Here is a 12,010-nt window from a genome sequence, read left to right as displayed (position 1 = left end):
AAGGTGGATGCTCGCATGAGCGAACCGATACTCAGCCTGGCAGGCGTCACCAAATCCTTCGCCGGCGTGCGCGCTTTGGTGAAGGGTGAGATTGACCTCTATCCCGGTGAAGTCACCGCGCTGATCGGCGAAAACGGCGCCGGCAAGTCAACGCTCGTGAAGATTCTGACGGGCGTGCATCACGCCGATGGCGGCGATATCCGCTTCAACGGCGAACCCGTGCATATCGGCTCGGCCGACAATGCCGGTCGTCTCGGCATCAGCGCCATTCACCAGGAAGCGGTTGTTTTCGACGATCTTTCGGTCGCCGAGAATATCTTCGTCACCGACCGGCCGCGCAAACGCGGCATGGTTGATTGGGCGACGATGCGCGAACGCGCTCGCGTCATTTTGGCAGAACTCGATCCGCGCATCGATCCGCGCATGCCCATGCGGCAATTGAGCGTGGCGCAGAAGCATCTGGTGCAAATCGCCCGCGCGCTCTCCAACGAGGCCCGCATCGTCATCATGGATGAGCCGACGGCCGCCTTGTCGCATCGCGAGGTGGAGGAGCTGTTCACGATCGTGCGGCGGCTGAAGGCGGAAGGCCGCGCCATACTGTTCATCAGCCATAAGTTCGAGGAAATTTTCGATGTCGCTGATCGCTTCGCGGTCTTCCGCGACGGTGCGGCGGTGGGGCAGGGGCTGATCCGCGATGTCTCCCGCGATCAGCTCATCGCCATGATGGTCGGCCGTTCGGTCGATCAGATCTTTCCGAAAACTACCGTCCCGATCGGCGAGGAACTGTTCCGTGTCGAAGGGCTGTCGCGCGGCGAGGAATTCGCCGATGTCAGCTTCGGCCTTAAGCGCGGTGAAATCCTCGGCGTCTACGGCCTCGTCGGTGCCGGGCGCAGCGAGGTGATGCAGGCGATTTTCGGCCTGACGCGCGCCGACCATGGCGAGATCAATCTGGAAGGGCGCCGTCTCACCATCAAAGCGCCGGAAGATGCCATCGGCGCCGGTATCGCCTATGTGCCGGAAGACCGGCAGATTCAGGGCGGCATTCTGCGCTTTCCCATCACCAGCAATATCGCGCTGCCGTCGCTGTCGCATCTGTCGCATAAGGGTTTCATGCGCCGTTCGGACGAGCGTGCGCTGGCCGAGGATTACGTGACGCAGCTGCAGATCAAGACGTCTGGCGTCAGCCAGCGGCTGGAGGAACTCTCCGGCGGCAATCAGCAGAAAGTCGTCATCGCCAAATGGCTGGCTACCAATCCACGCGTGCTCATCATGGATGAGCCGACCAAGGGTATCGATGTCGGCGCCAAGACTGCCGTCTATCGCCTGATGGGGGAAATGGTGGCCCAAGGCCTTGGCATCATCATGGTCTCCTCCGAACTTCCCGAGGTCATGGGCATGGCGGACCGTATTCTTGTCATGCGACGCGGCCGGCTGCGCGCGACATTCACGCGCGCGGAAGCGACCCCCGAAAGCATTGTGAAGGCAGCAACCGATGCTTAAGCTTATTGGTGTCCGCCGCGGATTGCCGCATGAGGTAGGCCTCGGCCTGCTGACTTTACTTCTGCTCGCTCTCGTTACCATCGCCTTTCCGCGTTTCCTGGTCATCGACAATCTCAAGTCCTTGGTCGATGACACGGCGCTGCTGATCATGCTGGCAGTGGGGGAGATGTTCGTGCTGCTCACCCGCGGTGTTGATCTGTCGGTCGCGGCCAATGCGGCACTGACCGGCATGGTCGTCGCTCTGTTCAACGCGCATTATCCGGGTGCGGGTATTCTGCCCGTCCTCGTGATCGCGATTGTCATGGGCGCGGCCCTTGGCCTGTTCAACGGGCTTCTGGTCTGGAAGGTCCGTATCCCGTCCATCGTCGTGACGCTCGGCACGCTGTCGGTCTATCGCGGTTGCGTCTATCTCGTCTCCGGCGGCGCCTGGGTGAATAGCGGCCAGATGTCCCCCTTCTTCCTCAGTTTCGTGCGCTTTCCCATTCTCGGCATTTCCGTGTTGAGCTGGATTGGCTTGCTGGTCGCGGTGCTGGCCTGGCTGTTTCTGCGCTATACGGTTTCGGGTCGTAACCTTTATGCCGCCGGCAATAATCCGAATGCGGCCGGTTACGCCGGTATCGATGTCGGCCGCATGCAATGCCTTGCCTTCGTGCTCTCGGGGGCCATTGCCGGTCTGGCCGGATATCTGTGGGTTGCGCGCTTCGCGGTCGCCTATACCGATGTCGCCTCGGGCTTCGAGCTTCAGGTCATCGCGGCCTGCGTCATCGGCGGCGTCTCCATCACCGGCGGTGTCGGCGGGGTTGTCGGCGTCGTCATCGGCGGGTTGTTTCTGGGCATCATCAAGAACGCCCTGCCGGTCGTCGGCATTTCCCCGTTTTTTCAGATGGCCGTCAGCGGCTTCGTCATCACCGTCGCCGTCATCCTGAACGCGGGCAGCTATCGCAAGAACCATGGCCGCAAGATACTTGAGCGCGCGGAGGCATCGTCATGAGCACGCTCTCTTCCTCCGTGCCGACGCGCAGGACGACGTCCAAACCTTTCACCTGGCGACGACTGCTGCGCTGGGAAACGCTGCTCGGCCTCGTCGTCATCGCCGACTTCCTGCTCAATACGAAACTCTCGCCCTATTTTCTGAGCCCCTGGACGCTGTCCGACGCCAGCTTCAACTTCACCGAACGCGCCATCATGGCGCTGCCCATGGCGTTGCTGATCATCGCCGGTGAGATCGATATTTCCGTGGGCAGCACGATGGCCATGGCCTCGGTGCTGATGGGTCTTGTTGCCAAGGCCGGGTTCGGCACGCCTATGGTCTGCGTCACCGGTATCGTCGTCGGGGTCTTCGCGGGTGGGATCAACGGCGTCCTGGTCACGGTCTTCCGTGTTCCCTCCATCGTCGCGACCATCGGCACGCTCAGCCTGTTTCGCGGTATCGCCTATGCCGTCATCGGCGACGGCGTGCTGAAATCCTATAAGCCGGACTTCGCCTATTTCGGCCAGGGCTATGTCTGGGGACCGGTGTCCTTCGAGCTGGTGCTGTTCGCGGCCCTCGCCATCGTCTTCGCCATTGTCCTGCATACGACGGTGATCGGCCGGCGCATTTTCGCGATCGGGGCCAATCCGGTGGCGGCCCGCCTCTCGGGTATTCGCGTGGATGCCTACAAGTTCTGGATTTTTGTGCTCCTCGGCGCGGTCTCGGGTTTGGCGTCGGTGCTGCTGACCTCCCGCCTCGGCTCCACCCGCCCCTCCATCGCGACGGGATGGGAGTTGGAGGTCATCACCATGGTGATCCTCGGCGGCATTTCCATCGATGGCGGTCAGGGCTCCATTCTCGGCGTCGTGCTCTCTGCCCTGCTCATCGGTCTTGTGACCTTTGGGCTCTCGCTGCTCAATGTGCCGGGTATCGTGCTGGCCATCGTCACCGGCGGCTTGCTGATCGGGGTCGTGGCCCTCTCCTCCATCGTTGGCTATTCCGGCCGGCGCCGGCGGCATTAGGGGCGATAGGAATGGAACAGATCGCTTTCCGCATGCAGCTCAATCCAGGTCAGGCGGCAGAATATACGCGCCGGCATGATGAGATCTGGCCGGATCTGGTGGCGCTGCTGCATGAAGCCGGGATCAGCGATTATTCGATCTTTCTGGATCCCGAGACCCACGCCCTGTTCGCGGTCCTGCGCCGGAATGTGGATCACCGCATGGCAGAGCTTCCGGCCCATGCGGTGATGCAGCGCTGGTGGAAACACATGGGCGATATCATGGCGACCAATCCCGATTCATCGCCGGTTGTGGTGCCGCTAACCCCTGTCTTTCACCTGGATTGATCTGCCATGTCTGCCCTGGTGGCCGTTATCGATATCGGCAAGACCAATGCCAAGCTGATGCTGGTGGAAGAGACGGGCCGGACCTTCTGGTCGGTGGAGAGACCGTCGCCCGCGATCGTTACGGCAGATGTCGCGCCTTTCGCGAAGCAGCTTGACGTCCATGGCATCGAATCCTGGCTGATCGCCGAATTGACGGCTGCATCCGAGAAGCATCGCATTCGCGCTATCGTACCCGTGGCGCATGGTGCCGCCATGGTTCTGGTCGGACGGGACGGCGAAGTGCTGCTCGCGCCCGATTACGAAGATAGCTGCTACGATAAGATCCTGCCTGATTATCGCGCATTGCGCCCAAGCTTTGCGGAAACCTTGTCGCCGGGGCTTCCTGCCGGGCTCAATCTCGGCACGCAGATTTTCGCCGTGCAGCGCTTGTTGCCGGATGTTTTTTTCCGCACGCAATACATCCTGCCCTATCCGCAATATTGGTCCTATCGGTTGAGCGGTGTGGCGGCGTCTGAAGTGACCTCGCTTGGTTGCCACACCGATCTTTGGAATCCGGCTGCGGAAGGGTTTTCCACGCTGGTGGCACAGCAAGGCTGGGGGCCGTTGATGCCGCCGATACAGCCGGCACGCGCGGTGCTTGGGCCTTTGCGGGTAGGGATCGCGGAGGCAACCGGTCTGCCAGACAATTGTTCGATCATCTGTGGCATTCACGATTCCAACGCCTCCTACCTCTCTCATCGCGTTGCGCGCGATACGGCCGAGAATTTCTCCGTCATCTCCAGCGGGACCTGGTGCATCATTCTCGCCAAGGGCGCGGATCTCTCGCTTCTGCATGAGACGGAGGACATGCTCGCCAATGTCGATGCACTCGGCGTGCCGACACCCACGGCGCGTTTCATGGGTGGACGGGAATATGCGGCGATAGCGGGAGAGGCCGGTCGCGCCGTCGCGCCAGACATCGGCGCACTCACCGAGGTCTTGCAGGCGGGAGCCACGGCGCTGCCGAGCTTCGCCCTCGCCGGCCCCTGTCAGGGACGGGACGGCAAGCTGATCGCGGATGAGGGCCTGTCGCCCGCCGGCCGCGCGGCCCTCGCGACGCTTTATTGCGCGCTGATGGCCGATTTTATCCTCGATCATCTCGGCACGCAGGGCGCCATCCTGGTCGATGGGCCTTTCGCCGCCAATCCGCTTTTTCCGGGCCTGCTCGCCAGCCTGCGCCCGGCCGATGTGGTGTTGCCCAGCGGCACACGCGGCGGTATCGCGGCGGCTGTGCTTTGGCTGGCGGGCTTCATCCCGCCCAAGGAACATCATGCGGCAGGGTCTGAGGCATTGCCGCAGGCCGATGCGCTCCGCGCCTATCGTGATCGCTGGCGGGAAATGCTAACCGGCTAGGTTATGGCCTCCTTACCCGTCTGGCATCCTGAAAGCCTTGCCGCCCGGCAACCCTTCCTGCGGCGGCGATCCCTGCTGCTTGCCGCGACCCGCGCCTTCTTCGCGGCACGCGGCTATACCGAGGTCGAGACGCCCTATGCGGTGCCGGCGCCAGGGGAGGAGGTCCATCTTTCGGCCTTCCGCACGGAGCGTATCGGGGTCGACGGCAGCCGCACGCCGCTTTTCCTCCATACCAGTCCCGAATTTGCCATGAAGCGTCTGCTTGTGGCGGGGGCTGGCCCTATCTTCCAGCTCGCCCGTGTCTGGCGAAACGGGGAGGGCAGCCGCCGCCACGCGGCCGAGTTCACCATGCTGGAATGGTACAATCCCGGCGCCGGCATGGATGATCTGATCGCTGAGACCTCGGCCTTTCTGCGCGCCGTGTTGCCACCGGTGGTGACGTCTCAGGGGGTCACGACAGAGCTGTCACACATGGAACATCTGACGGTCGCCGACGCGTTCCAGCGCTATCTCGGCGCCGATCTGCTCGGCACGGCGGCGGACGCAGCCGCCCTAGCCGCGTCCGCGGGGGAAAAGCTGCGGGCAGGGGAGGATTGGGAGGACCTTTTCTTCCGGCTCCTGCTCGCGAAGGTGGAGCCCGCGATCGGCCAGGCCAACCCCACCTTCCTCACCCATTGGCCGGCGGCGCAGGCGGCCCTCGCCCGCAGGGACCCTTCAGATCCGCGCGTCGCCGAACGGTTTGAACTCTTCGTCTGCGGCATGGAACTCGCCAATGCCTTCGTGGAACTGACGGACGCGGCCGAGCAGCGGGCGCGCTTCATGGAAGATCGCGCACGGCGGCGGGCGATCTATGGCGAGGAAGGTTGGGCGCTGGATGAGGATTTTCTGGCGGCCCTGGAATACGGGATGCCGCCTGCCGCCGGCATCGCGCTCGGCTTCGACCGTCTGGCGATGATCGCGTCCGGGGCGGACCGCATCGACCAGGTGCAGTGGCTGCCGCAGGATGCCGGTTAGACGCGCGCGCTGAACGCGAGTTTCAAGCCGAATCCGAGGAATACAAAGCCGGTCAGCCGGTCCATCGCGGCCACCACACGCGGCTTCTGCAATAGTGGCAGAAGCGAGCGCGCGGCCGCGATCAGCAGACCGAACCAGGCAATACCAAGCACGACGTGGATGGCGGCAAGCGCCACGATCATCACCGGCACGCTGGCATGTGGGGGGATGAATTGCGGCAGAAATGACACGTAGAAGATGCCGACCTTGGGGTTCAGGATATTCGTCAGAAACCCGCGCAGCCAGACGCGGGGGGCGACGGGCATGCGGGCGTCGCGCAGTTCGATCCCCTCGCGCCTTGGCGACAGGATCAGCTTTCCGCCGAGATAGAACAGATACAAGGCGCCGACCCAGCGCAGCGCTTCATAGGCAAGGTGGGAGGCCGCCAGCAGCGCACCGAGCCCGGCGGCCACGATCAGTCCCCAGGCGAAACAGCCAAGGGCGACACCGCAGGCGGCTTTGAAAGCCTGGCCGGGTCCGCTTGCCGCGATGGTCCGCAACACCAGCGCGGTATCCAGCCCGGGCGTGATCGTCAGCAGCGATGCCGCGAGCGTGAAAGCGATGAGGTCGGAGGCAAGTGTCATACCTCGACCGTGTCGCCCTCGGGCGGGGTGCTGAGGTCGATATCGATGTAGAATTCCGTGAGCGGGATTTCGATGCCGATTTCCGGCATAGGCAGGACATCCTTATCGGTCAGGATCTCCGACAGCCAGTTCTCGCCCTCGCGCGTGAACACCATAGCGGCCGCCTTGCCTTGTTCCAGAATGACATAGCGCTGGATGCTCGGTGTGGCGCGATATTCGGCATTCTTGGCGAAAAGATCGGTCGCGGCTGTGCTGCGGCTCAAAATCTCGAACACGACGACAGGCTCGGCGACGACAAGCGCTTCATTGGCGACCGGCGTGCAGATGACGAAGGCATCCGGATAGCGGATCCGGCCGGCGACCTCGATCTTAAGATGAGAGCCGTAGGCACGGCATGGCTTTCCACGAAGCCGCGTTGCCAAAGCGCTCAGAATGTTTACCTGAATGCCCGCATGCGCCGCCGTTCCGCCGGTCATGGCGACCGGCTGGAACCCGTCGAACTCGTAGCGTAGCTCCTGCCGGTTCTCCCAGGACAGGAACTCGGCCAGGGTCATGAGCTTGCGCATGGCGACGTTCATGACGCCATGCTAGCAGGCAGGCCTCGCTTCCCGGTAGGATATTCGGATGCGCTACTCGACACTCCGCTTCGGCGTCTTCGGCGCCCTTTCGCTTCTCGGCCTTGCTGGCTGCCAGACCGGGCCGACGCTGTCTCAGCGGCTGCACGCCTATATCGGCCAGCCGGAAACGGCCCTGGTCCAGGGCCTGGGCGTGCCCCAGCGCAGCATCACCACCGGCGGTATCAAATACCTCGCCTATGACTGGCAGAGTACCCAGGTTATCCCCGGCGGTGGTCCCGGCTTTGGCTGGGGCGGCGGGCCTTGGGGCCCATGGGGCGGCGGTTGGGGCGGCGGCTGGTATCAACCTACCACGGTCGTTACGATGGGCTGCGAGGCGACTTTCCAGATGGGTCCGTCTGGCACCGGTGCGGGTGAAGTCGTCGTCGCCGTCATCCTGCGCGGCAATGCCTGCGGATGAGCGAAACAGCATTGACCATCCGCACCGTCAGCGGTGCGGATGTCCTTCCCTTCGTGCCGGCACTCGCCCGGCTGCGCATCACGGTCTTTCGCGACTGGCCTTATCTGTATGAAGGTGACCGGACCTATGAGGAAACCTATCTCCGCACCTATGCGCTGAGCCCGCGCGCCGGCGTTGTGCTGGCATTGGACGGTGACGCGGTGGTTGGCGCATCAACCTGCCTGCCGCTTACGGATGAGACGCCCAATGTTCAGGCGCCCTTCCTGGCCGCCGGCATTGCTATAGACCGCGTCTTCTATTTCGGCGAATCGATCCTGCTGCGCCACTATCGTGGGACGGGGGCAGGCGTGCGGTTTTTTGCCGAGCGTGAGGCTCATGCGCGCGCGGTATCGGATTGCGACTTTGCTGCCTTTTGCGCGGTTCAGCGCCCGGCCGATCATCCGGCGAAGCCGGAGGATGCTGTCCCGCTTGATGCCTTCTGGCGCAAGCGCGGCTTCACGCCTTACCCCCAGCTCCGCTGTTTGATGCATTGGCGGGATGTGGGCGAGGACGAGGAAACGGCACATCGCCTTTCCTTCTGGCTCAAATCCCTGACAGGAGCAGCATTGCCGTGACCCGCCTTCGCCTCGCCTTGGCGCAATACCCGATCGAGCGTCTGCGCAGCCTGGATGATTTCGAGGTCAAGATCGACGACATCATCCGTGCCGCGAAGGAAGACGGGGCCCAGATGCTGGTCCTGCCTGAATACGCCGCCATGGAACTGGCCGCTGCCTTCACCGATGCCGGTGACGCCGTCTCGGAACGCGACGCGATCGTGATCAGGGCTGAGAGTATCGTCGAGATCATGCGGCAGGCGGCCACGCGCCATCGTATCTGGCTGCTCGGCAGTTCGGTGCCGATGCTGCGCGACGGTCTTGTCCGCAACCGTGCGCCCTTCATCTCGGCCGATGGCGTCGTGCAGTTTCAGGAAAAGCGGGTCATGACCCGCTTCGAGAACGAAGAATGGCATGTCGCGGCGGGGGATGAGCCCCAGGTGTTCGAGACGCCCTGGGGCCGCATCGGCATTTCCATATGCTATGACGTCGAATTCCCCATGCTGGCGCGGGCGCAGGTGGAAGCCGGTGCCTGGCTGATCCTGTCGCCCTCCTGCACCGATACGCTTTGGGGTTTCAATCGCGTGCATCTTTCGGCGCGCGCGCGGGCGATCGAAAACCAGTGCTTTGTTGCCATCACACCGACCGTGGGTGTTGCGCCCTGGTCCGCGACGCTTGACGTCAATCGCGGCTATGCCGGGGTCTTCGGTCCTTGCGATCGCGGCTTTCCGGATGACGGTGTTATCGCGAAAGGCCAGTTGGATGAGCCCGGCCTTGTCTTTGCGGAGCTCGACCCCGGCCTGATCGAAAATATTCGCGAGAATGGTGGCGTGCGCAATCATCGTGACTGGCCGCCGGCGCCCAACGGTTGCCGTGTCGTTACCTTCGAATGACAGTCACCGTCGCCCGCGAACCCGTCCATCAGCCAGCGGTGCGGGCGCTGCTGGAACCGGCCTGGGCGCTGTCGGGCGCGCTTTATCCGGCGGAGAGCAATCACCACCTGGATGAGAGTGCGCTGGAACTGCCGGATGTTTCCTTCTTCGTCGCACGCAACAACACCACGGCGTGCGGTTGCGGCGCGCTGATGCGTGTGGATGAGCGTTATGGCGAGGTCAAAAGCCTCTTCGTCGCTCCCGCTGCGCGGGGACTCGGCCTGGCACGCGCTTTGCTCGCCGCGATTGAGGCGGAGGCGCGCAAGCAGGGGCTTTCCCTTCTGAGGTTGGAGACCGGTATCCGCCAGCCGGAAGCAATCGGGCTTTACGAAGCGACCGGCTTTCGCCGCATCGCGCCCTTCGGCACCTATCAGGACGACCCCTTGAGCCTGTTTATGGAAAAGGCGCTCTGATGAGCAGCGATAGTCCGCTCATCTATATCGTGGCGGGGGAGGCGAGCGGCGACGTGCTCGGCGCTCGCCTGATGCGGGCGATCAAGACACGGATGCCTCACGCCCGCTTCGCCGGTATCGGCGGCGCGCGCATGGCGGAATTGGGCTTCCAAAGCCTGTTTCCGATGCATGAGCTTGCTTTGATGGGCCTCGCCGAAGTGCTGCCGAAGCTGCGGCAGCTCAAGCGCCGGATGGAGGAGACGGTGGCCGATGTCGCGTCTCGCCGGCCCGATGTCGTCGTCACCATCGACAGTCCCGGCTTCACGCTGCGGCTGTTGAAGCGCATCGCGCCGCTCGGTCTGGCGCGCGCGCATTACGTCGCTCCGCAGGTCTGGGCATGGCGCGAGAAGCGCGTCCGCAAATATCCCGGTCTCTGGGACAAGCTGCTATGCCTGCTGCCTTTTGAGCCGGCCTTCTTTGCAGGCCACAACCTGCCGGCGGATTTCGTCGGCCATCCGGTGCTGGAATCAGGTGCCGATACGGGGGACGGCGCGCGGTTTCGGGCGGCCCATAATTTGGCGCCGGAGGCGATGCCCGTCATCCTGATGCCGGGCAGCCGCGTGACGGAAATTACCCGCCTGATGCCGGTCTTCGCGGAAGCGCTGGCCATGCTGGCTGCGCGCTTCCCGCATCTGGTCCCGGTCATGCCGGTCGCGGCCTATGTTGCCCCGAAGGTGACGGCGGCGGTTGCTGCCTGGCCGATCAAGCCGATCCTGGTGACGGATGTGGGGGACAAGCATGACGCCTTCGCCGCCGCCCGCGTGGCGCTGACGAAATCCGGCACTTCGACGCTGGAACTCGCACTCGCTGGCGTGCCGATGGTCGTGACCTACAAGGTCAACCCGATCACCGCCGCCATCGTCAAACGCGTGGTGAAAGTCTCCTACGCCGCCATGGTCAATCTCCTGGCGGGGCGGGAGGTGGTGCCGGAACTGATCCAGCAGACCTGCACGCCGACCCGTCTGGCCGATGAGATTTCCCGACTTCTCAATGATACCGGGGCTGCCGAGGCGCAGAAGGCAGCTTTCGCTGCGGTCATGCAAAGCCTGACGCCGCCGCACGGCCTGCCTTCGGAAGCGGCAGCGGATGCCGTGCTCGCCCTTATGGCGGAGCGGCAGGCTATTCCGCCGGGTTAAACAGGCCGGAGGCGGTGACGAGAGCGTTGGAGCGGTCCATCGCCTCCTTCACGGCAATGGCGGCCGCCAGCGCGCGGCGCCCGGCTGCCGCGTCCACCAGCACGGCTGCCCCGTCGAGGACCGAGGCGTAGAAGGCCTCATGCTCGGCGGCGAGGCTGTCATGGTCTTCCCAAGCCATTTCCTTGATCGAGAAATCCGGCATGCCGGGCACCGGGAAGCCCCCGCCCTGGCCACGGACGATGGCCGTCAGCTTGCGGCCTGCGAAATCGACGGCAAGGTAGCCGCTCTGCGCGAAGATGCGCATGCGGCGTTCGGTCTTCAGCGAAATGCGACTGGCGGTGATGGTCGCCACACAGCCATTGGTGAAGCGCACGCGGGCATTGGCGATATCCTCATGCGCGCTGGCCACGGCCGCGCCCACCGCATCCACGCTTTCGATCGGCGCGTCGACCAGCGCCAGGATGAGGTCGAGGTCATGGATCATAAGGTCGAGGATGACCGAGACGTCCGTGCCGCGCGGCTTGAAGGGCGCGACGCGCACCGCCTCCAGATAAAGCGGCTTGCCCATGCGGGCCGAGACGGCGCTGTGGGCGGCCGAAAACCGCTCCAGATGGCCGACCTGCAGCACGACGTCATGCTCCCGCGCCAGGGCGGCAAGACTGTCCGCCTCTGCCAGGGTCGAGGTGATGGGCTTTTCGATCAGCACATGGCGGCCGGCGCGAATGGCGCGCGCCGCGATCTCGTAATGCGCTTCGGCCGGTGTCGCGACGATAATGGCGTCCGCCGCGGCGATCAGCTCTTCCAAAGGCAAGGGCGGCGCGCCCGCTTCCCAGCCCACCGTGCGGGCCCGCTCGGGGTCACGGTCATAGACCCCGACCAGCTGTGCCCGCTGCGCCGCCGCTGCCTTCAAAGCATGGTAGCGCCCGAAATGTCCGACCCCGGCAACGCCAAGTTTAACGGTTTCCATTGGTCGTATCCGTCCAGTCGCATGAGGCCGCCAGGGGCCGGTGACGTC

The 12,010-nt window shown here is 64.0% G+C and carries 14 protein-coding genes; 11 read left to right on the top strand and 3 right to left on the bottom strand.

Annotated elements, in window-relative coordinates; all coding sequences use genetic code 11:
* Positions 1-15: 15 nt before the first annotated feature.
* Genes ACELLULO517_RS01865 through epmA form a run of 6 tightly spaced genes read left to right on the top strand, consistent with a single transcriptional unit; the run spans position 16 to position 6,224 of the window.
* Positions 16-1,500 carry a sugar ABC transporter ATP-binding protein gene (locus ACELLULO517_RS01865; protein WP_227305349.1) on the top strand — a complete coding sequence of 495 codons (1,485 nt, stop codon included), beginning with the start codon at positions 16-18 and terminating at the stop codon, positions 1,498-1,500.
* Positions 1,493-2,491, top strand: coding sequence for an ABC transporter permease (locus ACELLULO517_RS01860; RefSeq protein ID WP_227305347.1), 999 nt, complete (start codon positions 1,493-1,495; stop codon positions 2,489-2,491). Before ACELLULO517_RS01865 ends, ACELLULO517_RS01860 begins: the two co-directional genes overlap by 8 nt.
* Positions 2,488-3,492, top strand: a complete 1,005-nt coding sequence (locus ACELLULO517_RS01855) for an ABC transporter permease (protein ID WP_227305344.1) — start codon at positions 2,488-2,490, stop codon at positions 3,490-3,492. The genes ACELLULO517_RS01860 and ACELLULO517_RS01855 overlap by 4 nt, the downstream gene beginning before the upstream one ends.
* 11 nt (positions 3,493-3,503) lie before the next feature.
* Complete coding sequence (gene rhaM / locus ACELLULO517_RS01850) at positions 3,504-3,818, top strand: L-rhamnose mutarotase (protein WP_227305342.1); 315 nt, start codon at positions 3,504-3,506, stop codon at positions 3,816-3,818.
* 6 nt (positions 3,819-3,824) lie between these two features.
* Complete coding sequence (locus ACELLULO517_RS01845; RefSeq protein WP_227305339.1) at positions 3,825-5,210, top strand: FGGY-family carbohydrate kinase; 1,386 nt, start codon at positions 3,825-3,827, stop codon at positions 5,208-5,210.
* A 3-nt stretch (positions 5,211-5,213) separates the two neighbouring features.
* Positions 5,214-6,224: an EF-P lysine aminoacylase EpmA gene (gene epmA / locus ACELLULO517_RS01840; RefSeq protein WP_227305336.1), complete on the top strand. Its 1,011-nt coding sequence runs from the start codon at positions 5,214-5,216 to the stop codon at positions 6,222-6,224.
* Here the strand turns inward: epmA and ACELLULO517_RS01835 are convergent.
* Positions 6,221-6,847 (bottom strand): LysE family translocator, encoded by a 627-nt coding sequence (locus ACELLULO517_RS01835; RefSeq protein ID WP_227305333.1) that lies wholly within the window; start codon positions 6,845-6,847, stop codon positions 6,221-6,223. The genes epmA and ACELLULO517_RS01835 overlap by 4 nt on opposite strands.
* Positions 6,844-7,425: a Uma2 family endonuclease gene (locus ACELLULO517_RS01830; protein WP_227305331.1), complete on the bottom strand. Its 582-nt coding sequence runs from the start codon at positions 7,423-7,425 to the stop codon at positions 6,844-6,846. The genes ACELLULO517_RS01835 and ACELLULO517_RS01830 overlap by 4 nt, the downstream gene beginning before the upstream one ends.
* A 46-nt stretch (positions 7,426-7,471) precedes the next feature.
* Between ACELLULO517_RS01830 and ACELLULO517_RS01825 the strand changes: the two genes are divergently transcribed.
* The 5 genes from ACELLULO517_RS01825 to lpxB are packed head-to-tail and all read left to right on the top strand — an operon-like array spanning position 7,472 to position 10,995.
* Entirely contained in the window at positions 7,472-7,882 is a 411-nt protein-coding gene (locus ACELLULO517_RS01825) for a hypothetical protein (RefSeq protein WP_227305328.1), read from the top strand.
* Positions 7,879-8,496, top strand: coding sequence for a GNAT family N-acetyltransferase (locus ACELLULO517_RS01820; protein ID WP_227305326.1), 618 nt, complete (start codon positions 7,879-7,881; stop codon positions 8,494-8,496). Before ACELLULO517_RS01825 ends, ACELLULO517_RS01820 begins: the two co-directional genes overlap by 4 nt.
* Entirely contained in the window at positions 8,493-9,368 is an 876-nt protein-coding gene (locus ACELLULO517_RS01815) for a carbon-nitrogen hydrolase family protein (protein WP_227305323.1), read from the top strand. The genes ACELLULO517_RS01820 and ACELLULO517_RS01815 overlap by 4 nt, the downstream gene beginning before the upstream one ends.
* On the top strand, positions 9,365-9,820 hold the full coding sequence (locus ACELLULO517_RS01810; RefSeq protein ID WP_227305320.1) for a GNAT family N-acetyltransferase: 456 nt from the start codon (positions 9,365-9,367) through the stop codon (positions 9,818-9,820). The genes ACELLULO517_RS01815 and ACELLULO517_RS01810 overlap by 4 nt, the downstream gene beginning before the upstream one ends.
* The gene (lpxB, locus tag ACELLULO517_RS01805) at positions 9,820-10,995 is read left to right on the top strand and encodes a lipid-A-disaccharide synthase (protein ID WP_227305318.1); all 1,176 of its coding nucleotides are present in this window, start codon (positions 9,820-9,822) and stop codon (positions 10,993-10,995) included. Before ACELLULO517_RS01810 ends, lpxB begins: the two co-directional genes overlap by 1 nt.
* Here lpxB and ACELLULO517_RS01800 read toward each other — a convergent pair.
* The gene (locus ACELLULO517_RS01800; protein WP_227305315.1) at positions 10,979-11,962 is read right to left on the bottom strand and encodes a Gfo/Idh/MocA family protein; all 984 of its coding nucleotides are present in this window, start codon (positions 11,960-11,962) and stop codon (positions 10,979-10,981) included. The two genes, lpxB and ACELLULO517_RS01800, sit on opposite strands and share 17 nt — an antisense overlap.
* Between the last annotated feature and the right edge of the window lie 48 nt (positions 11,963-12,010).

This window comes from Acidisoma cellulosilyticum, from assembly GCF_020621385.1.
Taxonomy (GTDB): Bacteria; Pseudomonadota; Alphaproteobacteria; order Acetobacterales; family Acetobacteraceae; genus Acidisoma; species Acidisoma cellulosilyticum.
The sequence above is the reverse complement of the archived record's forward strand: the minus strand, read 5'-3'. Positions and strand labels throughout refer to the sequence as shown.